The organism is Halalkalibacter sp. APA_J-10(15) (assembly GCF_023017105.1).
Lineage (GTDB): Bacteria > Bacillota > Bacilli > Bacillales > Bacillaceae_D > Halalkalibacter.
In genome coordinates this window covers 119,096-145,587 of the sequence record NZ_JALKEV010000003.1, presented here as the reverse complement: position 1 = coordinate 145,587, position 26,492 = coordinate 119,096, and the positions used below count along the sequence as shown (strand labels likewise).

General features: G+C 38.6%; 27 protein-coding genes. 3 read left to right on the top strand and 24 right to left on the bottom strand.

Annotated features, from left to right (window positions below; all coding sequences use genetic code 11):
- The first annotated feature begins 196 nt into the window (after nucleotides 1-196).
- Nucleotides 197-418 carry a DUF1128 domain-containing protein gene (locus MW695_RS04965; RefSeq protein WP_247103929.1) on the top strand — a complete coding sequence of 74 codons (222 nt, stop codon included), beginning with the start codon at nucleotides 197-199 and terminating at the stop codon, nucleotides 416-418.
- 63 nt (nucleotides 419-481) lie between these two features.
- On the opposite strand, the gene rnc is transcribed toward MW695_RS04965, so the two are convergent.
- From rnc to MW695_RS04915, 10 genes are all read right to left on the bottom strand, one after another.
- The gene (gene rnc, locus MW695_RS04960; protein ID WP_274169693.1) at nucleotides 482-1,273 is read right to left on the bottom strand and encodes a ribonuclease III; all 792 of its coding nucleotides are present in this window, start codon (nucleotides 1,271-1,273) and stop codon (nucleotides 482-484) included.
- A 96-nt stretch (nucleotides 1,274-1,369) separates the two neighbouring features.
- Nucleotides 1,370-1,603 carry an acyl carrier protein gene (gene acpP, locus MW695_RS04955; RefSeq protein ID WP_247103927.1) on the bottom strand — a complete coding sequence of 78 codons (234 nt, stop codon included), beginning with the start codon at nucleotides 1,601-1,603 and terminating at the stop codon, nucleotides 1,370-1,372.
- Nucleotides 1,604-1,639: 36 nt separating this feature from the next.
- A complete protein-coding gene (gene fabG / locus MW695_RS04950) occupies nucleotides 1,640-2,383 on the bottom strand; it encodes a 3-oxoacyl-[acyl-carrier-protein] reductase (RefSeq protein ID WP_247103925.1) in 744 nt (247 codons plus the stop codon).
- Nucleotides 2,383-3,312 carry an ACP S-malonyltransferase gene (fabD, locus tag MW695_RS04945; protein ID WP_247103923.1) on the bottom strand — a complete coding sequence of 310 codons (930 nt, stop codon included), beginning with the start codon at nucleotides 3,310-3,312 and terminating at the stop codon, nucleotides 2,383-2,385. The genes fabG and fabD overlap by 1 nt, the downstream gene beginning before the upstream one ends.
- 10 nt (nucleotides 3,313-3,322) lie before the next feature.
- Complete coding sequence (gene plsX / locus MW695_RS04940) at nucleotides 3,323-4,318, bottom strand: phosphate acyltransferase PlsX (protein WP_247103921.1); 996 nt, start codon at nucleotides 4,316-4,318, stop codon at nucleotides 3,323-3,325.
- A gap of 14 nt (nucleotides 4,319-4,332) precedes the next feature.
- Nucleotides 4,333-4,896, bottom strand: a complete 564-nt coding sequence (fapR, locus tag MW695_RS04935; protein WP_247103920.1) for a transcription factor FapR — start codon at nucleotides 4,894-4,896, stop codon at nucleotides 4,333-4,335.
- Between the two features lie 81 nt (nucleotides 4,897-4,977).
- Nucleotides 4,978-7,017: an ATP-dependent DNA helicase RecG gene (gene recG, locus MW695_RS04930; RefSeq protein WP_247103919.1), complete on the bottom strand. Its 2,040-nt coding sequence runs from the start codon at nucleotides 7,015-7,017 to the stop codon at nucleotides 4,978-4,980.
- Nucleotides 7,018-7,400: 383 nt separating this feature from the next.
- Nucleotides 7,401-8,267, bottom strand: coding sequence for a DegV family protein (locus MW695_RS04925; protein ID WP_247103918.1), 867 nt, complete (start codon nucleotides 8,265-8,267; stop codon nucleotides 7,401-7,403).
- 29 nt (nucleotides 8,268-8,296) lie between these two features.
- Entirely contained in the window at nucleotides 8,297-9,979 is a 1,683-nt protein-coding gene (locus MW695_RS04920; RefSeq protein WP_247103917.1) for a DAK2 domain-containing protein, read from the bottom strand.
- A gap of 20 nt (nucleotides 9,980-9,999) precedes the next feature.
- Nucleotides 10,000-10,362 carry an Asp23/Gls24 family envelope stress response protein gene (locus MW695_RS04915; RefSeq protein WP_247103916.1) on the bottom strand — a complete coding sequence of 121 codons (363 nt, stop codon included), beginning with the start codon at nucleotides 10,360-10,362 and terminating at the stop codon, nucleotides 10,000-10,002.
- A 208-nt stretch (nucleotides 10,363-10,570) separates the two neighbouring features.
- Between MW695_RS04915 and rpmB the strand changes: the two genes are divergently transcribed.
- Entirely contained in the window at nucleotides 10,571-10,759 is a 189-nt protein-coding gene (rpmB, locus tag MW695_RS04910; RefSeq protein WP_247103915.1) for a 50S ribosomal protein L28, read from the top strand.
- A 71-nt stretch (nucleotides 10,760-10,830) separates the two neighbouring features.
- Here rpmB and spoVM read toward each other — a convergent pair whose 3' ends face one another.
- The 14 genes from spoVM to MW695_RS04840 form a co-directional block, all read right to left on the bottom strand.
- Nucleotides 10,831-10,911: a stage V sporulation protein SpoVM gene (gene spoVM / locus MW695_RS04905; protein WP_247104144.1), complete on the bottom strand. Its 81-nt coding sequence runs from the start codon at nucleotides 10,909-10,911 to the stop codon at nucleotides 10,831-10,833.
- Nucleotides 10,912-11,461: 550 nt separating this feature from the next.
- Nucleotides 11,462-12,109 carry a ribulose-phosphate 3-epimerase gene (gene rpe / locus MW695_RS04900; protein WP_247103913.1) on the bottom strand — a complete coding sequence of 216 codons (648 nt, stop codon included), beginning with the start codon at nucleotides 12,107-12,109 and terminating at the stop codon, nucleotides 11,462-11,464.
- A 5-nt stretch (nucleotides 12,110-12,114) separates the two neighbouring features.
- Entirely contained in the window at nucleotides 12,115-12,996 is an 882-nt protein-coding gene (rsgA, locus tag MW695_RS04895; protein ID WP_247103912.1) for a ribosome small subunit-dependent GTPase A, read from the bottom strand.
- Nucleotides 12,997-13,131: 135 nt separating this feature from the next.
- Nucleotides 13,132-15,099, bottom strand: a complete 1,968-nt coding sequence (pknB, locus tag MW695_RS04890; protein ID WP_247103911.1) for a Stk1 family PASTA domain-containing Ser/Thr kinase — start codon at nucleotides 15,097-15,099, stop codon at nucleotides 13,132-13,134.
- The gene (locus tag MW695_RS04885; protein WP_247103909.1) at nucleotides 15,099-15,854 is read right to left on the bottom strand and encodes a Stp1/IreP family PP2C-type Ser/Thr phosphatase; all 756 of its coding nucleotides are present in this window, start codon (nucleotides 15,852-15,854) and stop codon (nucleotides 15,099-15,101) included. The genes pknB and MW695_RS04885 overlap by 1 nt, the downstream gene beginning before the upstream one ends.
- Before the next feature lie 55 nt (nucleotides 15,855-15,909).
- Nucleotides 15,910-17,256 (bottom strand): 16S rRNA (cytosine(967)-C(5))-methyltransferase RsmB, encoded by a 1,347-nt coding sequence (gene rsmB, locus MW695_RS04880; RefSeq protein WP_247103908.1) that lies wholly within the window; start codon nucleotides 17,254-17,256, stop codon nucleotides 15,910-15,912.
- Nucleotides 17,249-18,193 (bottom strand): methionyl-tRNA formyltransferase, encoded by a 945-nt coding sequence (gene fmt / locus MW695_RS04875; RefSeq protein ID WP_247103907.1) that lies wholly within the window; start codon nucleotides 18,191-18,193, stop codon nucleotides 17,249-17,251. Before fmt ends, rsmB begins: the two co-directional genes overlap by 8 nt.
- A 34-nt stretch (nucleotides 18,194-18,227) precedes the next feature.
- A complete protein-coding gene (priA, locus tag MW695_RS04870) occupies nucleotides 18,228-20,624 on the bottom strand; it encodes a primosomal protein N' (protein ID WP_247103906.1) in 2,397 nt (798 codons plus the stop codon).
- A 1-nt stretch (nucleotide 20,625) separates the two neighbouring features.
- Nucleotides 20,626-21,828 carry a bifunctional phosphopantothenoylcysteine decarboxylase/phosphopantothenate--cysteine ligase CoaBC gene (coaBC, locus tag MW695_RS04865; protein WP_247103905.1) on the bottom strand — a complete coding sequence of 401 codons (1,203 nt, stop codon included), beginning with the start codon at nucleotides 21,826-21,828 and terminating at the stop codon, nucleotides 20,626-20,628.
- 113 nt (nucleotides 21,829-21,941) lie between these two features.
- Nucleotides 21,942-22,175, bottom strand: a complete 234-nt coding sequence (gene rpoZ / locus MW695_RS04860; protein ID WP_247103903.1) for a DNA-directed RNA polymerase subunit omega — start codon at nucleotides 22,173-22,175, stop codon at nucleotides 21,942-21,944.
- Nucleotides 22,175-22,789, bottom strand: coding sequence for a guanylate kinase (gene gmk, locus MW695_RS04855; RefSeq protein WP_035340489.1), 615 nt, complete (start codon nucleotides 22,787-22,789; stop codon nucleotides 22,175-22,177). Before gmk ends, rpoZ begins: the two co-directional genes overlap by 1 nt.
- Before the next feature lie 34 nt (nucleotides 22,790-22,823).
- Complete coding sequence (gene remA, locus MW695_RS04850; RefSeq protein ID WP_247103901.1) at nucleotides 22,824-23,087, bottom strand: extracellular matrix/biofilm regulator RemA; 264 nt, start codon at nucleotides 23,085-23,087, stop codon at nucleotides 22,824-22,826.
- Nucleotides 23,088-23,176: 89 nt separating this feature from the next.
- Nucleotides 23,177-24,055 (bottom strand): YicC/YloC family endoribonuclease, encoded by an 879-nt coding sequence (locus tag MW695_RS04845; protein ID WP_247103899.1) that lies wholly within the window; start codon nucleotides 24,053-24,055, stop codon nucleotides 23,177-23,179.
- Between the two features lie 178 nt (nucleotides 24,056-24,233).
- Nucleotides 24,234-24,371, bottom strand: coding sequence for a hypothetical protein (locus MW695_RS04840; RefSeq protein WP_247103897.1), 138 nt, complete (start codon nucleotides 24,369-24,371; stop codon nucleotides 24,234-24,236).
- Nucleotides 24,372-24,460: 89 nt separating this feature from the next.
- Between MW695_RS04840 and MW695_RS04835 the strand changes: the two genes are divergently transcribed.
- Nucleotides 24,461-26,167 (top strand): Rqc2 family fibronectin-binding protein, encoded by a 1,707-nt coding sequence (locus MW695_RS04835; protein ID WP_247104142.1) that lies wholly within the window; start codon nucleotides 24,461-24,463, stop codon nucleotides 26,165-26,167.
- Nucleotides 26,168-26,492 lie beyond the last annotated feature (325 nt).

Here is a 26,492-nt window from a genome sequence, read left to right as displayed (position 1 = left end):
CTTTTAAAGTCCTGTAGTGAGTCGTATTCTCGCCACAGGACACGTAGTGAATGAAGCCACATATAGACATTTAACGTCAAGTGAAACAAGTCATTCGAATTTGTTATTGCTTCTTTTTCAATGTAAATTGGGTTTAAAGAGGACAAAGTGATGTGGCTATGGTACGATGAAATCACTAGAAATAAGGAGTGAGATCATGAATTTAGATACTCAATCGAGAGAAAACATTGAATATATGCTTGACTCTATTAAAGACAAGCTACAAATTGTAAATGCTAGCGCGTTAAATTCAAAGAACTTCGACACCGAGCAATATGACGATTTACGTGATATTTACGAGCATGTCAAAAAACAGTCTAGCTTTTCAGTAAGTGAATTGGATGCAATTGTTACCGAATTAGGCCAACTACGAAAATAACCGATCCCCTATTAGTAAAAGAGTCGCTTTCTAAAGAAGTAGCGACTCTTTTACTATGCGAAATTATTTTAACTTTTCTTTTTCATTTACATTCATAAGTGCTTGCTGAGCCGCATGTTGTTCAGCTTCTTTCTTTGAGCGCCCTGTACCGACTCCAATAGTTTCCCCATTTAACTGGACTTCTGATACAAATTCACGATTATGGGCAGGCCCACGTTCCTGAACGATTAAATATTGGATTAAACCGAGGTTATCACGTTGAATAAATTCTTGAAGCTGACTTTTAAAATCCATCATATGAGAAAAAGCACCATCGTTTATCTTAGGATAAATAGTCTGATTTAGAAATTCTAATACCGTATCAAGTCCTTGATCAAGGTAAAGAGCACCAATAAACGCTTCAAATACATCGGCTAATAAAGCCGGTCTTGCTCTTCCACCTGTCATTTCCTCGCCCTTTCCTAACAATACCATCTCTCCAAATTTTAACTCTTGGGCAAATAAAGCTAGGGAAGGCTCACATACAATAGAGGCACGAAGCTTTGTCATATCTCCCTCACTCATCGTATTGAATTGTTTAAATAAAAATTGAGAAACAGACAGTTCAAGTACAGCATCACCGAGAAATTCTAAACGTTCATTATCTTGACAAGAAAAAATACGATGCTCATTCACATAGGATGAATGGGTAAAGGCTTGAATTAATAATTTACGATTATCAAAATGTAATTGCAATCTCTCCATTAACTCATCAAACTTTTGCTTTTGATCTTTTGAAAGCACCATTTTACGAGGTGCACGTCTACGATCATGCTGGTACCTAGCACGTTTTGAAGGTCTTGAAGATTGTGGCATTCATAAACCACCTCCGTCTTTTTACATCTTCTAATAAGGTGGAAATACTAGGGTTTCTCCTTTCTAATATGAAAGGAGAAACACCTTGTCTTCCTATTAATTACGGTTGTTTATGTAATCAACGACATCAGCAACCGTTGAAATTTTCTCCGCTTCTTCGTCGGAAATTTCTAGGTCAAATTCATCTTCTAGCTCCATAACAAGCTCTACAACATCTAATGAATCTGCACCAAGATCGTCTTTAAATGAAGCTTCAGGCTTCACTTCTGCTTCTTCAACACCTAGACGATCAACAACAATCTTCGTAATACGTGATAAAGTATCTGCCATTTTCATTCACCTCCTCTCAAAGAGTACCATTCAATCTTATGGCATAACCATTCCGCCATCAACATGTAATGTTTGGCCTGTCATGTAATCCGCATCTGAACTTGCTAAAAAGCGAATTGTATTGGCTATATCTTCCGGCTTACCTAATGTTGCAAGTGGAATTTGATTTAACAACTGAGCTTTCATATCTTCTCCAAGCTCATCTGTCATATCCGTTTCAATAAAACCTGGAGCGACTGCATTTACATGAATATTACGGTTAGCTAGCTCCCGTGCAAGAGTCTTTGTTAACCCGATTACACCCGCTTTAGCTGCGACATAATTCGCTTGACCGGCGTTTCCTAAAACAGCTACCACCGAAGCAACGTTAATAATACGACCATATCGTTGCTTCATCATTTGGCGACTTACTGCCTTTGCACATTGAAAGACTCCTTTTAAATTCGTGTTGATCACATCATCCCATTCGTCATCCTTCATACGCATTAGCAGGTTATCTCGTGTAATTCCAGCATTGTTCACAAGAATATCAATGCGTCCAAACGCATCAACGGTTTGCTTCATTAACGCTTTCACTTGTTCTCCATCAGCAACATTTGCTTGAATGGCAATTGCGTCAACTCCAAATCCTTTTATCTCTGTAACAACCTCTTCTGCTTTTGCTTGACTACCTGCGTAATTCACGACAACATTAGCTCCATTACGTCCAAGCTCTAGCGCTGTTGCACGACCAATCCCACGAGAAGCGCCTGTCACAATCGCTGTTTGACCTTGTAGCATTATTCACTCACTCCTTCTAATTGCGCCTTTACTTTCATAACATCTTCCTTTGACTGTACAGAGATCGCTTTTACTTTTCGATTGACCTTTCGAACTAGCCCTGTTAAAACATTGCCACTTCCTATTTCAACAAATGTGTCAACTCCATTATCTAATAACGTATGGATCGTATCCTCCCATAAAACAGGCGAATAAACTTGCTGAATCAAGTTCTCACGAATGGTTGCGGCATCATCAACACGAGATGCAGACACATTTGCAATCACTGAAATGTTCGCATCTTGAATGTCCAACTTTGCTAGTACTGTTGCGAGCTTTTTTGCAGCTGGTTTCATTAGGGACGAATGAAATGGCCCGCTTACTTGCAATGGTAAGACGCGACGTGCTCCTTTTTCTTTCGCTAATCTGCTAGCCTCTTTTACACCAGCAGCAGAACCTGAAATGACGATTTGTCCTGGACAATTTAAATTAGCTAGCTCAACAATTCCTTTATGCTCATAAGCTCTCGTACAAATTGTTTCTAATGTAGCACGCTCCAACCCTAATACAGCGGCCATTGCCCCTTCACCATTCGGTACAGCTTCCTCCATAAATAATCCCCGTTGACGCACAGCATAAACGGCATCCTCAAACCTCATCGCTCCTGCTGCAACTAGAGCACTGTATTCGCCAAGACTGTGACCGGCAACGAAATCAGCCATTAAACCTTCTTCCTGCATCATTTGCAGTAGTGCAACGCTCATTGTAACAAGTGCTGGTTGAGTATGCTCTGTTTTCTTCAACTCTTCTTCAGGTCCTTCATACATGATTGTTGACAATGAGTAATCGAGAACTTGGTCTGCGCGTGAAAAACAATCAGACTCTACATCCTTCCCCATTCCAACTGATTGTGAGCCTTGCCCCGGAAACAAAAACGCTACCTTCCCCATCTTATCTCTCCTATTCCTCATTTACTGATTTAGCCACTTCATTTTTAATGATTGTGACCACTTGCTGATCAACCATCTCATACGCTTGTCTAATAGCATGAAAAACAGCCGTCTCATCTGAAGATCCATGAGCTTTAATCAAGGGTGCTTTTAAACCGTAAAGTCCGGCGCCACCATATTGCGAATAGCTCATTTGATTTTTTATTTTACGAAAGCGTGGTTTTAACGCTGCCGCAGCCATTTTTGAAAAAAGTGAGCTTGTTAATTCTTTCTTCATAATAGAAAAAAGAGCTCCAGCAGTCCCTTCAATGGATTTTAAAACGAGATTACCAGAAAACCCATCGCTTACAACGACATCGGCTACTCCATTAAGTAGATCTCTTGCTTCTATATTACCAACAAAATTGATGTTAGCATTCTCAAGCAATGAAAAGGTATCTTTCGTAAGCTCATTTCCTTTTCCGTTTTCAGTACCTACATTCAATAAACCAACGCGAGGTTTACGAACATTTCGCACCATCTGCATATAAGTATGACCCATTATAGCATATTGTAATAAGTGCTTAGGCTTAGCATCCATATTTGCTCCAACATCAAGTAATAAAAAGCCTTTTCCATTTAGTGTTGGCAACATTGGTGACAAAGCAGGCCGATCAATCCCTTTAATACGGCCAACATGTAACAGACCAGCCGTCATTAGGGCTCCTGTATTACCAGCAGAAATCGTTGCATCCGCTCTTCCTTCCTTGACTTCTCTAACGGCTAATACCATGGATGAATCTTTCTTTCTTCTGACTGCTGTCGTCGGTTGATCAGTATCCTTTATCTTTTCAGTCGTATGTAAAATCGATATTCTCTCTTCTTTAGCTAAATATTTCTTAATATCTTCTTCGTTACCAACAAGAGTTATTTCCAAATCGGAATACGTTTGAGCAGCTTTTTGAGCAGCCTCTACTTGAGCTTTAGGCGCGTTGTCGCCTCCCATTGCATCAATTGATATTTTCATCATGGTCTCTCCTTCTAAGAATCCTTTACCGCTGATCGGAACATGACAAATTCTCCTGAAAATACTAACTCATCTCCGACATAGCTTTTCACGTGAACGATCGTTCGCTCACGTTGATTTCCTGAAACACTCGCTTTAGCAATCACTCGTTCCCCAGCTTGTACTTGACGCGAGAAACGAATATTAGCTTTAGCCGTTAAAGCCATTTCATCGTTAATAATAGCAACTGCCAAAGAATTTGCCTGCGCAAACAAATGATGACCTCGGGCTATTCCTGTGCGAGTGAACACGTGTTCCTCTTTGACATCTTGTATTGATATCGCACGTTGATCAAGTTGAAGGTCGACGATCTCTCCTATCACTTCATCGGGGGAAAGTGCTTTTAACTCATCAAGCTGCTTTTGAGCTACTCCCTTAATACGCTCCCTCAGTTCAGGTATCGATAATTCCAATCGGTCGAGCCGTATCGTTTGTATACTAACAGAAAATGCTTCTGATAAATCCTCATCAGTTAAAAATGGATTTAACTGCAACATTTCTTGTAAACGTGTTTGGCGTTCCTTCTTTTTAATTTTCATCGGTTTCACCATCCACAACTATTCACTTTTATTACTAGGTACTAAGAGTAGTATATAATTGGTACAAGTTGATTTCAATAGTTAATCAATTTTTTGCCCATCCAATACGCCTTCTTTTTCTAAATATTCCCGAAGTAAAGCAAATTCTCCTTCCTTCCAAAACGAGTTAGAAAAAATAAGTGATTGAGCATCTTGTCTTGCCACTTCTAATGCTCGATAATCATGAACGACATCGGCTACTTTAAATTCAGGCAATCCACTTTGTTTAGACCCAAAGAAATCTCCTGGCCCCCGTAATTCTAAATCCTTTTCAGAGAGAACGAAACCATCATTCGATTCAGTCATAATCTTCATACGTTCTTTTCCAATTTCCGACTTAGGGTCAGCTAATAATATACAGTACGATTGAGCATCGCCTCTTCCAACTCTTCCTCTTAGTTGATGGAGTTGAGCAAGCCCAAAGCGCTCGGCATCATAAATAATCATCACTGTCGCATTCGGAACGTTTACTCCAACTTCTACAACAGTTGTTGACACCAATATTTGCGTTTCGTTTTGACTAAATGCATTCATTACTTCCTCTTTTTCGGTCGGGTGCAATCTCCCATGCATTAATCCGACTTTCCATTTCCCTTCAAAATGCTGCTGTAACAATAGATGAACATCAATTGCATTTTGAACGTCAAGCTTATCAGATTCCTCTATTAATGGACAAATGACATATACTTGTCTACCTTTTTTTAGCTCTTTTTCAGTGAAATCTAATACTCTCGTTAGCATATCAGGCTTAGCCCAATAAGTCTCTATCGCTTTACGTCCCGCCGGCATCTCATCAATGATCGATACATCCATATCACCAAAAACAGAGATCGCCAACGTCCTGGGGATAGGAGTAGCCGTCATAAAGAGTACATCAGGGTGTTGTCCTTTATCACGAAGAATCCTTCTTTGATTAACGCCAAAGCGATGCTGTTCATCAGTAATGACAAGCCCTAACCTTGAAAATTGTACATCATCTTGAATGAGTGCATGTGTCCCTACAATGACTTTTGTTGTCCCTGTTAAAACATTTGCCAGTAAGTCCTTTCGTTTACGTCCTTTTACCGATCCGGTTAACAATTCTACATCTATGCCGAACGGCTCAAATAATACTTGTAACGATTGGACATGCTGTTCTGCTAAGATTTCAGTTGGAACCATAAGAGCTGCTTGATAACCAGCTTCAACAACAGCATACATAGCGATTGCTGCCACAACTGTCTTTCCTGATCCAACATCACCTTGTAATAAGCGATTCATTTGATAAGAGGATTTTATATCCTCAATAATTTCATCCTTAACTCGACTTTGTGCACCTGTAAGTGGGAAGGACAAATGTGAAACAAAAGCTTGAACAGCTTCATCTTTTATATTTAAGCTCTGACCATTTGAGTGTTCTCGTGAAATCTTTCGAAAAGCTTGCATTTTTAATTGAAAGAATAAAAACTCCTCATAGACCATACGTCTTCTTGCATGTTTTAAAGCCTCATGACTAGAAGGGAAATGCAACTCCTGTATCGTTTGTACTTTATTCGGAAGCTTATATGCCTGCAAGTAAGAAGCTGGTAGCGGGTCAATGATTTCACTTTTATATTGAAGGAGAGCTTGTTGGATATACTTTCTCATTTTCTTAATCGTTAATGAGCCTGTTGTTGAATAAATGGGCATCAATGTTTGGTCACGTTCTTGATTACCTTGCTTAAACTCCGATCCTGTAATCATTAGTCGGTGTTGATCCCATTTACCCGTTACAGTCGCTTCAGCACCTACTACAATTTGCTTCTTTAAAAATGCACGATTAAAAAAAGTTACGGTTGCCAATACGCCATTTATTAACATCCTAAATGATAGACGATTTTTCTTTTTTCCATAATACCTAATAGAGGGCTCAGATTGAATCGTACCGATTACTGTCACTCGTTCCTCATGTTTCACTTGATGTAAATCTTTAATTTGATAATCTTCATACCGATAAGGAAAGTGTTCAATTAATTCAGCAATAGTATGAATTCGAAGGTCAGCCAGCTGAACTGCTGTTTCTTCACCTATTCCTTTTACCTCTTTTATAGGTAAATGTTGCATGTCCCTTCACCTCATTTCTAACAACCATTCAAGCTTATTTTAACATATTTTATCTGAAGGAAGAAAAAGGAGCTTTCCGATTAACGAACGAGATAACTCAAGTCCACTGAAATGTACAAATCAGCTTTTTTCAGTACCAACCGTTTCGTACATTGCTTAAAGGGCACTGAAAAAGTTAAAAATCAAAAGCCACTGAAAAAGTTAAAACCAAACTTTTTCAGTGGCTTTAAGTAATGTGCGTAGCCGTTGCCCGATTTTGAAAGCCTTGATATGAGTGGGTTTCTCATAGCAAGGCGCGCAACGAGCGGAGCCATTACTCTTCCTTGAGTGACTAGAAAGGACTTTTTCAGTGCCCTTAATAACTGCTTTTACGAATATTTATATCATTCAACGACTTCATTCGTTGCCCGTGTGATTGAAATAGCAATCGTTCCAGGCCCGACATGTGCTCCAATGACTGCTCCTATAGATGTAACCACATCACTTTGAACATTAAACCTTTGCTGGCATAGTGACAAAACATCATGAGCATATTGTTCATTAATTGCATGAGAAATGCCTACATGTACAGGTTCTTTCCCAAATTGTTCATCAAACACTTCAAGTATTCGATTTAGTGCCTTCTTTTGACCTCTAGCCTTTTCAAATGAATACACTTCTCCTGCTTCATTTAATGAGAGGATCGGCTTAATTTTCAACATTGAGCCTAATAATGCTGATGCTTTACCAATCCGGCCATTTTTTTGCAAATATTCTAATGTATCGACCATAAAATAAACGGTTGTATCGTTAAGTAACTCTTCCAACCTCGATAGACAGTCCTCTAAGCTCCTGCCTGACTTTGCATATTTCGCTATTTCGACAACGATAATACCAATCGCATATGAAGCTCTCTTTGAGTCAATCACATGAATCGAATCCATTTCCAAAGCTTGCTTTGCAATGGTTGCAGCCTGATATGTTCCACTTAATTTAGAAGATAAATGAATAGAAATAATTTCGGTATCTTTGTCTGACAACGAACGATACAATTCCTCAAATTGATAAGGAGTCGGCTGAGAGGTTGAAGGAATGACATTACGCTCTTTTACATATTCATAAAATCGATCCGCAGTAAGAGTGACACCATCTTCATAAGCTTCTTCATCTGAAAAAATTACATTCAATGGGACAACGGTAATTCCTAATTCTTCGGCTAACGTATTGGGGATATCTGCGGTGCTATCTGTCACAATTTTAATCGTAGACATTTCCGACAACTCCCTTTTCGTATCATTTTTTATTCAACTGACAACAAATAAGAATAAAGTGGCTGGTCACCTTGATGAACATCAACTTCTACATCTTTATATTTCTCTTCAATGTAGTGAACGATTTCCTTTGTTCCTTCATCCGTTGCATCTTCACCTTGTAATAACGTCACAATTTCTGAATCTTCATCAATCATTTCATCTAATAAATCTTTCGTGACTTCTAGAAGGCTTTGTCCAGAACTAACAATCTTTTTATCTGCAATGCCCATATAATCTTCTTTTTTAATTTCCACACCATCAATAGTCGTATCTCGAACGGCATACGTAACTTGTCCAGATTTAACAGATGTTAATGCACCTTTCATTGTATCTTGATTATTCTCAAGTGATTGAGATGGGTTAAATGCTAATACTGCTGCTAACCCTTGTGGGACTGTTTTAGAAGGGACAACGATTACATCTTCTTCAGCAACTTCTGCAGCTTGCTCCGCAGCCATAATGATATTACCATTATTCGGCAAAATGATAATTTTTTCAGCATTGGTCTCCCTAATCGCCTTAATAATATCTTCGGTACTAGGATTCATCGTTTGTCCACCTGGAATCACAACACTAGCTCCTAAGCCTTTGAACAGTTTTGCAATTCCCTCCCCCATCGAAACGGTTACAATACCATACTCACTTTGATTTTGAGATTGATTAAGTTGTCTTTCTTGTTCATGATGTTGCTTTGACTCTTCTAATAAATTAGTATGTTGCATTCGCATATTTTCAATCTTAATATTAACGAGCTCACCGAATCGTTGCGCCTTATTTAGTACCTCTCCTGGATGCTCTGCGTGTATATGTACTTTTAATAAATCTTCATCTGACACAACTAATAGTGAATCCCCTAACTCACTTAATTCCTGACGAAATTCAGGTTCGTTAAAAGGGTGTTTTGCTAGCTTATCGTCTGCAAATTGAACCATAACCTCTGTACAAAAGCCAAATTCGATATCTTCAGTAGCAAGGTGACTTTGAGCATTGTGGTGTTCTACTTTTACTAGATCATCCATAGACGGTGCTTCTTGATTCGTTGTTGCAAGCTTTTCTCCTTTTAACACAGCTAAAAAACCTTCATAAATGTATACTAACCCTTGTCCACCAGAATCAACTACGCCAACCTCTTTTAAAACAGGTAATAGATCAGGAGTCCTCTTTAATGATCGATTAGCTTCTTCCAATGTAGCCTCCATCACATGAATGAGGTTATCATCCTTTTGTGAAACCTTCTCAGCTACCTTCGCTGCATCCTTTGCAACTGTCAAAATGGTACCTTCCACTGGTTTCATTACTGCCTTATATGCCGTTTCGACACCATGCTGGAGCGCCATCGCAAAACCTTCAGAAGTGACAGTCTGTTTCCCTTCGAGTTCTTTTGAAAACCCACGAAATAACTGTGACAAAATAACACCTGAGTTCCCTCTTGCACCCATTAGCAAGCCTTTTGCAAAAGCAGAGGCAACTTGACTGGCATTTCCATGTAGTTGCTGCTTTACTTCTTTCACACCTGAAGTGATAGAAAGATTCATATTGGTCCCTGTATCCCCATCTGGCACAGGGAATACATTTAATGCATCCACAACCTTAACATGGTTTGTTAAATTTGCTGCACCTTCTATAAACATTTGAGCAAGCTTATTCCCTTCAATTCGCTTCATTGCCACGAACATTTCCTCCTTACATCTTATGGGTTCGTGACGTGGACTCCTTGAACAAAAATGTTCACAGAATCTACATCTAGCCCTAACATTTGATCTAATTGGTACTTTACTTTCGTCTGTACATTATAAGCCACCTCTGATATTTTCGTTCCATAGCTCACAATAATATACATATCAATATGGATTTGCTCCATTTCTTCACGAATGACTACTCCGCGCCTGAAATTTTCTTTACCTAGTAAATCAGATAACCCATCCTTCAATTGTTTTTGCGATGCCATTCCAACAATGCCGTAGCAATCAATGGCCGCACCACCTGCAATGGTCGCAACAACATCTTTTGATATATCCACAATTCCTAGTTGAGTTTTCATTTCAATTGTCATTGATCCAACCTCCTCATTCCTTAACATCCCTTAGTAATGTTATTTTACTATACAATCCTTCATTTTAAAAGCAAATCTCAGATTTGAACTGTCAAGCAAGATTACTTGATAAAGTTTTCAGTAAGTTATTGCAATCAACCATGTGCTATGCTACTATATCTAAGTATGAAATTGAGCGTTTCGCATCGGAAATAAGGAGGTGCATATGATGGCACGTAAATGTTATATTACTGGTAAGCAAGCACGTAGTGGCAATAAGCGTTCTCACGCTCTGAATAAAACAAAGCGTCGTTGGGGTGCAAATGTACAAAAGGTTCGTATTCTTGTAGATGGTAAGCCAAAACGTGTTTACGTATCTGCTCGCGCACTTAAATCAGGTAAAGTACAACGTGTGTAAGGCTTTATAAGCCCCTTACACAGAGGGTGTTTCCATGTTCTATGTAGAACTTGTGAAACACCCTCTTTTCATTATCCTTTTTTAAATGAATTCAATACCGCTTTGACAATACCGCCTAAAAATTTTGGTAGCTTAATCGTGTAAAATTTCATAGCTCCTCCTCCTCAACATAAGTAACCAAATGAATAAGGTTGTTGCTGATCGCTAAAGGTGAAACTGCTTACGATACAGTTGGGCTTGATCAAGAATGACTCGAATCATTTTGACCAATAGAACGACCTATCCTCTTTCAATTATATGCGTGAACAAGATTCTATTCCCCATTTTTTCAAATTCATTTCATATTAAACTTGACTTTATTCCTTCACCTTTAAACATATGCCCTCAATCCACAATATATGATGATTCTTATTGAAAAGTGACCTAAGAAAAACCGTGGTGGCGGTCTTTTCTTATAAGCATTGTGCGGAGCCGTTACAACAGGTTTAAGTTTTTATGAAAGTGGAGTTCTTTCATAAATACGAGTAACGAGCGAGCCAACACTCTCCTTTGAACTGTCCCTCTAGCTTCATTCGGTTCCTCCCACACTTCCTTCTGAAATTTTACACATTCTGATTCTATGATACTACACCACGGTTTCGCACATTGCTAAAAGGGCACCAAAAAAGTTAGAAGCCAAACTTTTTCAGTGCCCTTTCTTAATTATTCACCTCTTAAAATTTCTATTGCTTGTTTACGATTATTCATATTGTAAATAGATGAGCCTGCAACTAGGACGTTCGCACCAGCCTCTATGCATTGCTTCGCAGTCTCTTCATTTACACCTCCATCTACTTCAATATCAATATTCAGTCCTCTTTCTTGTGCGAGCGAATATACTTCTTGTATCTTACTTAATACAGTAGGAATAAATGTTTGACCACCGAAGCCCGGATTAACGGTCATAAGTAATACAAGGTCAACATCGTCAATGATTGTTTCTATCATTGAAACAGGAGTAGCAGGATTAAGTACGACACCTGCGTTAATTCCTAAATCTTTTATATGATGAATCGTACGATGAAGGTGAGGACAAGCTTCTACATGGACAGAAATGATATCTGCTCCCGCTTTTGCAAAGAGTGGAATATACTTATCTGGATTCTCTATCATCAAATGGACATCTAGTGTTAAATGTGTAACAGGTCTTATCGCTTCAACGACTAGAGGCCCTATTGTGATATTTGGAACAAAATGACCATCCATGACATCAACATGAATATAGTCGGCCCCACCTTTTTCTACATCTTTAATTTCTTCACCAAGCTTTGCAAAGTCTGCTGATAAAATGGAAGGTGCTATTTTTACCATATCTTTCAATACCTCTTTTTTTGATTTTTTATCTCATCTAAAAACTGTAGGTAATGCTCAAAGCGCGATTGAGCAATCTCCCCTTTTTCATATGCTTTCTTCACAGCACAATGTGGCTCAGAGCTATGTGTACACCCTCTGAACTTACATTCTGTCGACAGCTCTTTCATTTCAAGAAAGTATAACGACAACTCCTCAGGCAATATATCAACAAAGTCAAGAGAACTAAATCCAGGAGTATCAGCAACTAACCCATCGGCTATCGGCAATAGCTCAACATGTGTAGTTGTATGCTTCCCTCTTCCTAGATGAGAAGAAATTTCATTCGTTTCAATATCGAGATTTGGATCAAGAACGTTCAATAATGACGACTTCCCAACACCTGATTGACCTGCAACAACACTCATTTGCCCCTCTAAAAAAGGCTTAAGATCATTAATATCACTTTTTTCATTCATAGATGCAAAAAGGACTGTATAGCCGATTGACTCATATAAAGATTTATATGTATGCAATGATGCAAGTAGCTCAGCATCTACTAGGTCAACCTTGCTAATAACAAGGAGAGGTTTAATCGCATTCGCTTCAATATGAACAAGAAAACGATCCAATAGTAGTAAGCTGAAATCAGGTTCTAAAGCAGAAAAAACAAGGATAGCCTGATCAATATTTGCTATCGGAGGACGAATTAATTCATTTTTTCGCTCAGAGACGTCTAATATATAACCATCTGTTCGATTTTCAGCTTCAAACTGAACTTCATCACCTACTAATGGTTTGATTTTCCGTTTTCTGAAATTCCCACGTGCTCGACATTGAAACAAACCATCTTCATTTTTCACATAGTAATATCCACTTAAGGCTTTAATAATCTTACCCTCTGCCATTCATAACCTCCAATTTAAAATAATCAAAATGATTTTTGGTCTTGAACGATCCCGAAGGCAAAATCACTACCTTCAGGATGTTCAATAGCTACGTTCTTAAAAGCCCACGAAAGCAATCGTTTTTAGTAGTATTCATTAGTCATCAAAATGAAATACATCTGATTGTTCAACTAATTCTTCGTCTACATATACATCATACGATCCGGGATATGATGAACTGACTTCCAATTGAATGCGGTATGTCACTGTTTCACTTATTTGTTCTTCAACATATACTTGATCTTCTCCATTTGTTGAAGCATCACGATATACAATTTTAATACGGTATGAGTTATTCCCATTTTCTTCTTCTACTACAATTCGGTAATTTTGCGAGAAGAACTTTGATGGTTCCTCTTCTGGCTCGGGTTCTGGTTCTGGTCCTAGAGAAATGATTACAGTGACAGAATCCCCTTTTGACAACATTGTGAAAGCACCCGGATCCTGCCTAATGACCCGGCCTTCTTCTACCGATGATGAATATTCTTCGACGAAATCACCATTCAGGTCGACCTCAGCAAAATAGTCCTGTACAGCTGACTCTTCTAGACCCACAAGGTTTTGTAAACGAATTGGCGCTTCAACACTATAGGTTAGTGTAACCGTCGTTTCTGCTGGAACTACCATTTCCCCACCACTCGGGTCTTGCTCTAGCACGATTCCTGGTTCTTCCTCATTTGTTTCACGTGTATCTCTATTAACTGTGAATCCTTGGCTTTCTAATAATGCTTCAGCACGATCTATATTCGTACCAACATAATCATCGATCTCCATTTCTTCTTGACCTAAAGAAACAAACAATGTAATAGGTGCTTGCTCCTTTACCATTGAGCCAGGCAATGGATTTTGTCGAACTACGTGTTCATTTGGAACTGATTCATGATACACATCTTCTCGTTCTGCTATTAACTTTAATTCAATTAATTCCTCTTCTGCATCCTCAAAAGGGATTTCAGTAAAATCAGGCACTTCTACTTCATTGACATGTAATAAACGCGGAATCACGGTAAATGCAATAATAACTGCCCCTAGTAATATGGCAAATACCGTTAATAGGATCATTAGTTTTTTATTTTTTTTTCTCTTCTTTTTATTAGGAGGTGTCGTTGTCTTTTCTTCCGTTTGTTCTATTTCTTTTTCGACTGGTGCCTCAATTGTTTTTTCTAAATCCTCATCTTTAATAACTGGAATCACTTTTGTCGCTTCTTCATCAACTGTTTGATTGTAAGGTTCTTCTTCTAGTCTACTAGGATGCAGTACAGTAGATAGATCCTCCTCCATATCTTGAATCGAATCATACCGCTTCAATGGATCTTTTTCCGTCGCTCTTTTGATCATATTATCGATACTTTGAGGTAACCGATCATTCAGATCTTTAATAGAAGGAGTATCGTGCTGCAAATGCTTAATCGCAATTGAAACGGCTGTGTCTCCAGAAAAGGGAATCCTTCCAGTTACCATTTCATAAAAGACAATACCTAGTGAATAAATATCAGATTTAAACGTTACTTGACCTCCACGTGCTTGCTCAGGCGATAAATACTGAACCGAACCCATAACTGAATTTGTATGAGTAATGGTTGCCGCAGATATAGCACGTGCGATACCGAAATCTGTCACCTTCAAAAGTCCGTCATGACGAACTAAAATATTATGGGGCTTAATATCACGATGAACAAGTTGGTTTGCATGAGAATGAGAGAGCGCGGAAAGCATTTGTTCCATGTAGCCAACCGCTTCCTCGACATCAAGTGCTCCCTTCATTTGGATCAATTCTTTTAACGTTTGACCTTCAACATATTCCATCACAATGTAATACGTATCACCCTCTTCGCCAACATCATAAATATTGACAATATTCGGATGGTTCAAGCTTGTGGCAGCTTGAGCTTCTCTTCGAAAACGATGGATAAATTGTTCATCACTCGAAAATTGTGGCTGCAGAACTTTTACAGCAACTTCACGATCAAGGATGACATCATGTGCTTTATACACATTTGCCATCCCTCCACCACCAATCATCTCAAGAATGTGATAACGTCCACTTATTCGTTGTCCTTTCATTAACTCGAACTCCCATCGGACCTTACTAAAGACATTGAAATAATGGCAACTGTTATGTTGTCTTCGCCACCACGTTCATTAGCAAGTTGAATCAAATTGTTAGCCTTCTGTTGAATTTCATCATTCGTTTGTAATTGTTCCGCAATATCCTCTTTAGATAACTTATCGGTTAATCCATCCGAACAAAGAAACACATAATCACTCTCATCAGCTTGAAATGTAGATACATCTACTTTAATATCTAGACCTGTCCCTAGTGCACGTAATATAACATTCCTACGTGGATGATGCTCCGCTTCTTCTTCTGAAATTTGACCAGTATTTACAAGCTCCTGTACGAGTGAGTGATCATTTGTCTTTAATTGAAAACCATTTTCATTTTGGACATAGGCACGACTATCACCGATATGAGCAATCGATACATATTCATTTGTACATATTGCAACCACCAATGTCGTTCCCATGCCTTTACATTCTTCATGTTCATTGGCATGTTGAAAAAGCTTTTCGTTTATCTTGTTAAAATGATCGATTAGCCATTTTTCTGATTCATCAATCGTCATTCTTTCTTCTTTTTGCTCCCAAAGAGAACGAAAATATTCTGTAGTCATTGAGCTAGCCACATCTCCTGCTTGATGCCCACCCATACCATCAGCTACAATGGCCAGAATACCAACGTTATTTTTAAAAATACCGCCACTATCTTCATTATGTGGCCGCACCATTCCAGAATCTGTTTGAAATGCAAACTCCATCTCCTAATCACCTCTTCTCATCTCTCAATCACCCGAATTGTATTTGTTCAATCTTTCACCTTTTTTCAAAACAAGCAATAAAAAAACCATCTGTTTCGAAATCCTGAGGCAAAATGGTAACCATCCCTGCCTTAAAGCGTCCAATTTCACTAAGCTTCTCAGGTAACCTTGCTGTTAATGAATGATCTAACTGAAACTCGGAATGATTCTTTAAGAAATTCTCGACTGTTCCTTCATTTTCCTCTTTATCAATTGTACATGTACTGTAAAGGATTTTTCCACCTTTTTTCACATGCTTGCTTAACGAAGAAAGCAATTCCATTTGAACGGTCTGAATCGCTTCAATATCTGAAGGTTTTTTGTTCCATTTAATATCAGGCTTGCGACGAATCACTCCAAAACCTGAGCACGGTGCGTCTACTAGTACACGATCAAATTGCTTCTCTCCGACATAGTCATCAAGCTTTCTCGCATCAAAGGCGACTGCCTTAACATTCGTTAAGCCAAGACGGGCAGTTTGTTCACGAATAAGAGAAATCTTATGCTCATGTAGATCAAAAGAGTACAAACGACCGACGTTATTCATCATTTCTGCAATATGAGTCGTTTTTCCACCTGGGGCTGCACAAGCATCGATAATTTCCATGCCTTCTTTCACATCAAGTGCTTTTGCAACGAGCATTGAGCTTTCGTCCTGAACCGTAAGCAGACCATTTCGATAAGCATTTGTTGTGAGAACATGTCCAGCCTTTATAATTAGTCCGTCTTCAGATAAATACCCTCTTTCCACTACAACCCCTTCGTTTTGCAGTGCTTCTATAGCGCCTGCTACAGTTGTTTTCATTCGGTTTACACGAACCGAGACTGCGGGGGGGTGATGACTCATTTGACAGATTTTCATCGTTTCTTCTTCGCCATATTGCTCAATCCATCTCGAAATGAGCCATTTGGGAAAGCTTAACTCAAGTGCCATAGCTTTTTTCTTGTTTTTTATAGAATGAAAACTAGGTGGCCCCTGACGTTGAAAGGAACGTAAAATACCGTTCACCATTCCACTAATCCCTTGATGACCTCGTTTCGAGGCGATCGTAACCGCTTCATGGATAACAGCTCTATCAGGTACACGATCTAAAAATACCATTTGATAAATTGATAAACGTAATAGAACGTGAACCCATTGTTCAATCGATTCAAATCCATTTTTTACATAGGGTGTTAAATAATAATCCAATGTATTTTTCCGTTGAACAGTTCCATAAACCATTTCTGTCATCAAACCTACATCTTGTTTTGAAAAATTATTTTGTTTAATTTTTTGATTTAATAACAAATTACTGTAAGCTTGATTCTCTTCCACTTGTAATAAAGCATCTAGTGCTACTTCACGTACGAGCTTACTCATCTCCAACCCTCATTCCAACTGTAAGAGATGCCCCCGCACCTCGGATAAATGATGAACCATCCATCCTCTTCTTACCAGCTGGTTGTAAATCAGTTATTTTAATAGAAGTCGTATTTCCAGTAGCAACAATAATTCCATCTTCCTCAATTCTTTCAATGACACCCGGTTCAAACGTTCCTTCTTTTGAAACCTTTTCTCCCCACCACACTTTAAGACCTTTATCATTTAACTTTGTATATGCAACTGGCCATGGATGAAGACCTCTAATGTGATTATAGATTTCTTCACCTGTTTGCTCCCAATTAATCTTCTCCATCTCTCTTGTAATGTTATGGGCAAAAGTGACTTGAGATTCATCTTGTGGGATCGCTTTAGCCTTTCCACTAACGATATTAGGAATGGTTGAAAGTAGCAGCCTTGCACCCTCATTACTTAACTTATCATGTAATGTCCCAACATGGTCATGCTCTTCAATCGGAACCTTCACATAAGAAAGCATATCTCCTGCATCTAGCTTTTCAACCATGTACATAATCGTTACTCCTGCTTCTTTTTCACCATCGATGATCGCTTGATGAATCGGAGCACCTCCTCGATATCTCGGCAATAACGAAGCATGTACATTAATACAGCCTAACGTTGGATATTCCAGTAATTCTTTCGGCAATATTTGACCAAATGCCGCCGTTACAATTAAATCTGGTTCAAATTCAAGCACCCTTTCCACTTCAGTCGTATCCTTTATCTTTTCTGGCTGTAAAACAGAAATTTCATGTGCAAGTGCTTCGACTTTAACAGGAGGTGGAGTTAGTACCTTTTTTCGCCCTACTGGACGATCTGGTTGCGTAACGACTGCGACCACTTCATTATTTGACTCCACTAACGAACGTAATACGGGAACCGCAAAATCCGGCGTCCCCATAAATACTATTTTCATTTTTTAACCGCCTTCTTTCTTCAATAACGATCTTTTATGTAAATAAATAGGGTTGAAGATCAATAGTGAGCTGTAAGCCTTTATTTAACTCACGCTGATAATGCTCTCTAATTTCAATTAACACTTTTCTTAGCTTTGGTTCGTTTTTGTATTTTATCATGCATTGATAACGATATCTATCCTTTATACGTGCTAATGGCGAAGAAACAGGTCCTAACACGGTTGTTTCTGTTGATAGTTCTCTTCTTAAAAAGGCAACCACGGTTTCAGAAACGTCTATCACCTTCATTAGCTCTTGGTGAGATATCGTAATAAGAGTCATATACACATAAGGAGGATACTGTCCAAACTTTCTTTGGTTCATTTCTGTTTGAAAAAAAGCTTGATAATCATGCGCTTTAACGAGATCAATGCTATAATGTTCTGGTGAATACGATTGTATGACAACTTCGCCAGAGAGCTCATGGCGGCCTGCACGTCCACTAACTTGTTCTAGTAATTGAAAGGTTCTTTCTGCAGAACGAAAATCAGGAATGTGAAGCATTGAATCCGCTGCTAATACACCGACTAACGTAATAGCTGGAAAATCTAGACCTTTCGCAATCATCTGTGTCCCAAGTAAGATATCAGCTTGCTTTTTTTCAAATGCTGATAATAGCCGTTCGTGTGATCCCTTGCGACGTGTCGTATCAACATCCATGCGAATCACTCTCGCTTCTGGTAATACACGAGTCAATTCTTCTTCAACCTTTTGGGTACCTGAACCAAAGAAGCGAATATGCTCACTTCCACATGATTTGCACGTACGTGGCATAAATTCTTCATGGCCACAATAATGGCATTTTAACCGGTTTTGACTACGATGATACGTAAGTGAAATATCGCAAGATTCACATGTGGCAACATATCCGCAATCTCGACACATAACAAACGTAGAATGCCCCCTTCGATTTAAGAAAAGCACGCTTTGTTCTCCTTTAGCTACCCGATCTTTTAATTTTTCAAATAGGACTGAGGAGAACATTGAACGATTACCCTCTCGAAGCTCCTCTCTCATATCAACTATATGTACTTCTGGCATTTTCCGATTCTGAACTCGTTCATCCAACGTTAATAGCTGATAGACTTCTTTTTTCGCCCTGGCATACGTTTCAAGCAATGGAGTAGCACTACCTAATATAACAGGGCATTGATGATATTGCGCACGCCATATAGCAACATCACGAGCATGATATCGTGGATTCTCTTCTTGCTTATAGCTTGTTTCATGCTCTTCGTCAATAATGATCATACCTAAACGATCAAACGGAGCAAATATCGCCGAGCGAGCACCGACAACAACTTTCACTTCTTTTCGTTTAATTTTTCGCCATTCATCATACTTCTCTCCCATTGATAAGCCAGAATGTAAAACGGCTACTTCTGAACCAAAACGACCTTTAAAACGATTCACCATTTGTGGCGTTAACGAAATTTCTGGTACAAGCATAATCGCCTCTTTTTGAAGATTTAGCGCTTGTTGAATAACTTGTAAATACACTTCCGTCTTACCACTACCAGTCACACCGTGTAATAAAAAAACATCATGCTCTTCTTTTTTGATACAAGGATTCACTTGATCTACAACCTGTTGCTGCTGATTCGTCAATTTTAATGGATCTGTTCGTTCAAATTGTAGGCCAGATAAGGGATCTCGATAAACCTCTTGATCAACTTCCTTAATAATACCTTTTTCACGTAAAGGCTTTATTGAAGCACGTGTCGTTTGTCCTTCTTCTACTAAGGCTTGAATTGAAATAGGACCTGGCTGTTTACTTAAAATATGGACAAGCTCTATTTGCTTATTGGCACGTTTCGTTAACAACGATAAAGCTTGGTCTAATGACATGTTAAGCTGAACTAAACGTTGCGTTTTCGTTTTACCTTTCTCAATGACAACATACTCTACTTCTAACGTGCCCTTTTTAACCTCCGCTTGTACATCAGATAAAACTGAAGCCCCTTCTTTTATTAGCTCATCCCATTGATAAACCTTTCCTTGATCAAACAAACTCTTTAGATGAGTAGGGAGGCTTTCTATTTCATTTGCTTTTAGTTGTTTTTTCACCTTTGTCCTTAAAGCAGCAGGAATCATCAATTGATAAGCAGAAACTTTAAAGCTTAGAGTTTCTTCAGCTAACCAGTTACCTAGCTGAAGAAACTCTTCTGCTAGAATCGGTTCAGCATCTAATAAATCAGCAATGGCTTTCGTTTGCTCATACGACGATTGCTCAGAAATAGACATAACGAAACCTTGTATTTTTCTAGGGCCAAATGGTACGACAACACGCATACCTGGTTGAACGATACTTTTCCAATTATCAGGAATTTCATAATCAAACTGACGATCAGTTTGAGCAGATGGAACATCAACAATGACTTGTGCATACATCTTAGTGCACCTTCTTCATATACAGCATTGTCTCTTCTAAAATACGAAAAGCAGCTTCCTGTTTCGAAAGCATTGGAAATGGTTTCATTTCACCATTTCGATGAATAATTGTAATTTGGTTTGTATCGCCTTTAAACCCAGACCCTACTTCACTAATATTATTAGCTACGATTAAATCTAGGTTCTTTTTTTCAAGCTTCTTTTTCGCATACTCAACTACCTTTTCTGATTCCGCAGCAAAACCAACGATAACTTGCGAAGGTGTTTTCTTTGTAGAGATCGTTTGGAGAATATCAACGGTACGTTCCATTTCAATGGACCATTCACCTTGTTGTTTCTTTCTTTTTTGGTCGTATACGTTTTTCGGTGTATAATCAGCCACTGCAGCTGCTTTAATAAGTATATCTGACTGTGTAAAAGCCTCATCAACAGCATGATACATTTCCTCTGCCGACGTAATTGCAACGACATTTACTCCAGTAGGATGTTCTAAAGAGGTCGGACCGGAAATTAGAGTTACTTCAGCACCTAATTGTTTCGCAGCCTCAGCTAGTGCATAGCCCATTTTCCCCGAGGAATGATTGGTAAAGTAACGCACAGGGTCAATTTTTTCTTGTGTCGGACCAGCAGTAATAACGACTTTCTTGCCTAGTAATAATTGTGAGCGATTGAAATGCTTGTCTACTATATCCAAAATCACTTCAGCCTCTGCCATTCGTCCTTTTCCAACCCAACCACAGGCAAGATACCCTTCTTCTCCTTCAATAAATGAAAAGCCATCCTGTCGCAATATAGCCATATTACGCTGAACCGCCGGGTGTTCATACATGTGAACGTTCATGGCAGGCGCGATATAAACTTCTGCCTTTGTTGCAAGGAGGCTTGTCGTCACGAAATCATCAGCCATTCCTTGAGCGAGCTTAGCAATGATATTAGCTGTCGCAGGAGCGATAATGATCACATCTGCCCAATCGGCCACATCAATATGAGCTATTTTCTCAGGCTCTGGTTCAGTAAATGTATCGACATAAACAGGTCCACGCGATAATGCCTGAAAGGTTAAGGGTGTTACAAATTTTTGTGCAGATTCAGTCATCATCACTTTCACATTTGCACCTTTTTGTACGAGCTGACTCGTTAAGTTTGCAGCTTTATAAGATGCAATTCCTCCTGTAACTGCTATAACGACATTCTTCCCCTTCATTTTTGTTTCACTCCTTAAAAAAATCTCTCTTCTACCAGAAGCTTTTTTGTCTCTTAAATGAAAATGAGGTGTCTCAAAGGTTTGGAACCTTATGAGACACCTTCTAATCCCGTTTAAATATGCTTACCGTATTCTTCTCTGATCGCTTCTACGCGTTCATAACGTAAGTGATCATGTACAATCTCTTCTAATGCAACACCTACAGGCTTATAAGATACGGGTCTTTCAACAAGGGGAGTACGTTTTTCATTTTCACGAATTTCTCTAGCACGTTTAGATGATACGGTTACAAGTGTATATTTCGAATCCAATTTTTCTAGCAATGAATCAATCGATGGATATAGCATTAATTTACCTCCACAAGTTCCTTGTATTTTTCAATTAATCGTTCTCTTTTACAATGTTCAGCGATGACTATAGACTTAATACGCTCGACCGCAAGCTCCACTTGGTCATTTTCCACAACATAATCATAGTTTTTCATCATATCAATTTCTTCTTTTGCAACATTCATCCGTTCATTAATGACATCAACTGTCTCCGTTCCACGACCGACAATACGATTGCGTAATTCTGCTAAACTAGGTGGCATGAGAAAGATGAATACACCTTCAGGAAACCGCTCCTTTACCTTGAGTGCTCCTTGTACTTCTATTTCTAAAATAATATCTTTACCATTGTTTAACGTTTCTTGAACGTAATCAATCGGTGTACCATAAAAGTTACCGACATATTCTGCCCATTCAAGTAATCGATCTTGTGCGATCATTTCTTTAAATTCTTCTCTTGACTTAAAGAAATAGTTAATGCCATTCACTTCACCATCACGCGGAGCTCTCGTTGTTGCAGAAACGGAATATTGAATATCAGTTTCTTGTTCGCGCAAAGCTGAACATACTGTTCCTTTCCCAACACCAGCTGGCCCAGACAATACAAGTAAAAGACCTTTCTCTTTTCTCATGAGTACCTCCTACATCTATGTAACCCTGTCCTACTTAAGAATCTTCGGAACCTTCTTCTTTTGTTGTTAAACGTTGTGCCACTGTTTCTGGTTGTACCGCACTTAGAATAACGTGATCACTATCTGCAATAATTACCGCACGTGTGCGCCGTCCATATGTAGCATCAATTAACATATTTCGGTCGCGCGCATCTTGAATGATTCGTTTGATTGGTGCCGACTCTGGACTCACGATCGAAATAATTCGATTTGCTGAAACGATATTTCCAAAGCCGATGTTAATTAATTTTATATTCATATAGACCCCCACTTTTGGAAAGGCTCTTTTCCCCTCCATTGTTATCCAAACTATTCTTACTATATACGAAATGGCTGAATATTTCTAGATTATTCTATATTTTGTACTTGTTCTTTCACCTTTTCTAGATGACCTTTCATCTCAACCACTTCTTGTCTTATAAAGGAATCACTCGCCTTTGAACCGATTGTATTCACTTCCCGATTCATTTCCTGAATTAAAAAATCCAATCTTCTCCCAATTGGTTCGCTCAATTGGCAATAACGAAGGAATTGCTGAATATGCGTCTTTAAACGAACTATTTCCTCACTTATATCAACTTTATCAGCTAACAACGCTACCTCCGTCAAAATACGTGACTCATCTATTTCATGACTGGCAACCAACGTATTGATTTGAGCGTGTAAACGACTTTTATATTCATCTAATAATCGAGGAAGTACTTCTGCAATATGTTCACAATGATTAGTCACTTGTTTAATCTCTTGCTTAATATTAAGCAACAGAGCGCTGCCTTCCTGTTCCCTCATTTTCAATAATGATTGTAATGCTTGATCAACCCCTTCTAGAACACAGCGCTCAAACTCGTCAGAAAACGACTGCTCTTGATGGGCAACACGCACTAACGATTCATTCATGAGCAATCGATTAATATCTAATGGAAGCGAATTTGTTTCTTTCTTTCGAATCTCATGAAAGGTCGCTATATATTGATCAACTAATAATTCGTCTACTTGTAGTTCTTGACTTGTTCTTATCTCACCTTCTATTCGAACAAAAACCTCCACTTTCCCACGAATAATCAAACTCTTAACCTTTTTTGCAATTGCATCTTCAAGAGATGGTGCTGACTGAAACAGTCGTACCTGACAATCAAAAAAACGTTGATTGACCGATCTCGTTTCAATGACAATTTGGCCTTCTCCGTATTCAACTCGAGCAGAACCGAATCCCGTCATACTTTTCATATGATCACATCCAATTGATATTCTAACGAAAACAGCAACATTCAACAAGACATTTAACGATATTCCTTCATTAGTATTACGATATGAAAGGTCCATTCACAAGAAACTTGCTCGTAAATGGACCTAGTTGTGTTCATTTAACTATAACGAAATGAAGGTCAATGTGCAATTTTAACCGTCATGAACCTTTCATTTTATTTATTGGTGACTGAACAAAACGTACGAACTCTTTTTCATTTAATGTATGCCCTTCCACCATCTCTAATTCATCTCCTTTTCCAGCACTTAGCTTCGATTCATAACATATGCAAGCCATTTTATTTAGTAGACACGCAAAACATGCTATACTAAAGAAATGTACAATATAGATGAATCTTTACTTGGCACAGAGAAAGGGTGAACAACATGTCATTCGATGGATTTATGACACGAGCGGTGGCGCATGAATTAAGCTCACAATTAACCTCTGGTCGCATATCAAAAATACATCAACCATATAAATCAGAATTAGTTTTCACGATACGAGCGAACCGCAAAAATTATCAATTACTCATTTCTGTTAACGCTAGCTTCGCCCGTATTCATTTGACAAATGAAAAATACGATAACCCGGCAGAACCACCGATGTTTTGTATGTTATTGCGGAAGCATTTAGAAGGAGCAGTCGTTGAACAAATTGAACAATTAGATATGGAGAGAGTGATTGTCTTTACCATTCGACATAAAGACGAAATAGGTGATGAGACACAAAAGAAGCTTTATATTGAAATTATGGGACGCCATAGTAATGTTAGCTTAGTTGATACGGAAACAGGGATGATTCTTGACAGTATTAAACATATTGGTCTATCACAGAGCAGCATTCGAACCATTCTTCCAGGTCAGCTGTATAGTAGACCACCTGAACAAAATAAAGAAAACCCATTGATGATCGATGAAGAACGCTTATTGCAATTACTAGATTTCAATTCCGGTAAGCTTGACAATCAGCTCGTTCAAAAGCTTGCAGGACTCTCCCCTCAGCTAGCTAAAGAAATCATTCATCTAGCAGGGCCAATGGTAAATAAGGATTCACTCGTCGAAGCTTTTTCTTATATAATAACCAAGCTTAAGACACATTCCTACGAGCCTGAAATGATAGTAACTGAAAAAGAAACGTTCTCGCTTATCCACCTCAAACACATGCAAGGAGAAAGAAAACGATTTGAATCGATAAGTGAGCTTCTTGATCGTTTTTTCTACGGGAAAGCTGAACGAGATCGAGTGAAGCAACAGGCTCATGATTTAGAACGATTCATGAAAAACGAGTGGCAAAAAAACAAGAAAAAAATCAAAAAGCTTGAAAAAACGTTAATTCAAGCTGATCAAGCACAACAATATCAAAAGCTCGGTGAGCTCATTACAGCCAACATTCATGCGATTACACGAGGAAGCAAGTCAATTGATGTGGTTGACTACTACGATGAAGACGGGCAAACGATAACAATTCAACTTGACCCGCAAAAGACTGGAGCAGAAAATGCTCAAGCCTATTTTAAGCGTTATAACAAAGCAAAGAACTCAGTGAAAGTCGTGCAAGAGCAAATAGAGAAGAGCAAAGAAGAAATGGCTTATTTTGAACAGCTCATTCAGCAAATGGAAAGTGCATCGCCAAAAGACATTGAGGAAATAAGAGAAGAATTAATTGAAGAAGGCTATATCAGGAGAAGGCAGCAATCAAAGAAGAAGAAAAAAGCAATGAAGCCACAAATTGAAGCGTATCGATCAACTTCTGGCATTGACTTCTATGTTGGAAAGAATAATAAGCAAAATGAATATGTGACGATGCGATTTGCACGTCAAGATGAAATTTGGTTACATACTAAAGATATTCCTGGATCACACGTTGTCATTAGAAGTACGGAACCTGATCAACAAGCATTACTTGAGGCCGCAACCGTTGCAGCCTATTTTAGTAAAGCTCGACAATCAAGCTCCGTCCCAGTTGACTATACGAAAATTCGTCACGTCAAAAAAACTAACGGAGCGAAGCCCGGCTTTGTCATTTATGAACAACAAACGACATTATTTGTTACACCAGACGAAGATCTCGTACGTTCACTAAGAAAATGAGATGAAAAGCCACCATACAAAATGTGAGACTAAAAAATCGAGTATGAAACCTTTTGTGGTTTCGATTCAGATTAGACAAAACGAGGCTAGAACAACACCCTCCTTTTAAATGAAAAGCCGGTGAAATTTTACTTGTCGTAAGATTTCACCGGCTTTAATTATTTGGGTGCTCTTCCGCATATTTTTACGGAATATGTAGTTTGAAAAACGGTCAATTGAAAGCTCAATATACAGTACAGATCGCAACAGAAGGTCCATACTTTTTCGAATCCAACCGATAGCCCGATTATGTTATAACTTTTGGGTGTTCGGAAAACCATGTGAA

Coding starts and splice junctions, on each gene's coding strand:
- MW695_RS04965 (WP_247103929.1), top strand. CDS start 197: ATGAATTTAGATACTCAATCGAGAGAAAACATTGAATATATGCTTGAC.
- rnc (WP_274169693.1), bottom strand. CDS start 1,273: ATGCCACAATCTTCAAGACCTTCAAAACGTGCTAGGTACCAGCATGAT.
- acpP (WP_247103927.1), bottom strand. CDS start 1,603: ATGGCAGATACTTTATCACGTATTACGAAGATTGTTGTTGATCGTCTA.
- fabG (WP_247103925.1), bottom strand. CDS start 2,383: ATGCTACAAGGTCAAACAGCGATTGTGACAGGCGCTTCTCGTGGGATT.
- fabD (WP_247103923.1), bottom strand. CDS start 3,312: ATGGGGAAGGTAGCGTTTTTGTTTCCGGGGCAAGGCTCACAATCAGTT.
- plsX (WP_247103921.1), bottom strand. CDS start 4,318: ATGAAAATATCAATTGATGCAATGGGAGGCGACAACGCGCCTAAAGCT.
- fapR (WP_247103920.1), bottom strand. CDS start 4,896: ATGAAAATTAAAAAGAAGGAACGCCAAACACGTTTACAAGAAATGTTG.
- recG (WP_247103919.1), bottom strand. CDS start 7,017: ATGCAACATTTACCTATAAAAGAGGTAAAAGGAATAGGTGAAGAAACA.
- MW695_RS04925 (WP_247103918.1), bottom strand. CDS start 8,267: ATGTCTACGATTAAAATTGTGACAGATAGCACCGCAGATATCCCCAAT.
- MW695_RS04915 (WP_247103916.1), bottom strand. CDS start 10,362: ATGACAATTGAAATGAAAACTCAACTAGGAATTGTGGATATATCAAAA.
- rpmB (WP_247103915.1), top strand. CDS start 10,571: ATGGCACGTAAATGTTATATTACTGGTAAGCAAGCACGTAGTGGCAAT.
- spoVM (WP_247104144.1), bottom strand. CDS start 10,911: ATGAAATTTTACACGATTAAGCTACCAAAATTTTTAGGCGGTATTGTC.
- rpe (WP_247103913.1), bottom strand. CDS start 12,109: ATGGTAAAAATAGCACCTTCCATTTTATCAGCAGACTTTGCAAAGCTT.
- rsgA (WP_247103912.1), bottom strand. CDS start 12,996: ATGGCAGAGGGTAAGATTATTAAAGCCTTAAGTGGATATTACTATGTG.
- pknB (WP_247103911.1), bottom strand. CDS start 15,099: ATGAAAGGACAACGAATAAGTGGACGTTATCACATTCTTGAGATGATT.
- MW695_RS04885 (WP_247103909.1), bottom strand. CDS start 15,854: ATGGAGTTTGCATTTCAAACAGATTCTGGAATGGTGCGGCCACATAAT.
- rsmB (WP_247103908.1), bottom strand. CDS start 17,256: ATGAGTAAGCTCGTACGTGAAGTAGCACTAGATGCTTTATTACAAGTG.
- fmt (WP_247103907.1), bottom strand. CDS start 18,193: ATGAAAATAGTATTTATGGGGACGCCGGATTTTGCGGTTCCCGTATTA.
- priA (WP_247103906.1), bottom strand. CDS start 20,624: ATGTATGCACAAGTCATTGTTGATGTTCCATCTGCTCAAACTGATCGT.
- coaBC (WP_247103905.1), bottom strand. CDS start 21,828: ATGAAGGGGAAGAATGTCGTTATAGCAGTTACAGGAGGAATTGCATCT.
- rpoZ (WP_247103903.1), bottom strand. CDS start 22,175: ATGCTATATCCATCGATTGATTCATTGCTAGAAAAATTGGATTCGAAA.
- gmk (WP_035340489.1), bottom strand. CDS start 22,789: ATGAGAAAAGAGAAAGGTCTTTTACTTGTATTGTCTGGGCCAGCTGGT.
- remA (WP_247103901.1), bottom strand. CDS start 23,087: ATGAATATAAAATTAATTAACATCGGCTTTGGAAATATCGTTTCAGCA.
- MW695_RS04845 (WP_247103899.1), bottom strand. CDS start 24,055: ATGAAAAGTATGACGGGATTCGGTTCTGCTCGAGTTGAATACGGAGAA.
- MW695_RS04840 (WP_247103897.1), bottom strand. CDS start 24,371: ATGGCTTGCATATGTTATGAATCGAAGCTAAGTGCTGGAAAAGGAGAT.
- MW695_RS04835 (WP_247104142.1), top strand. CDS start 24,461: ATGTCATTCGATGGATTTATGACACGAGCGGTGGCGCATGAATTAAGC.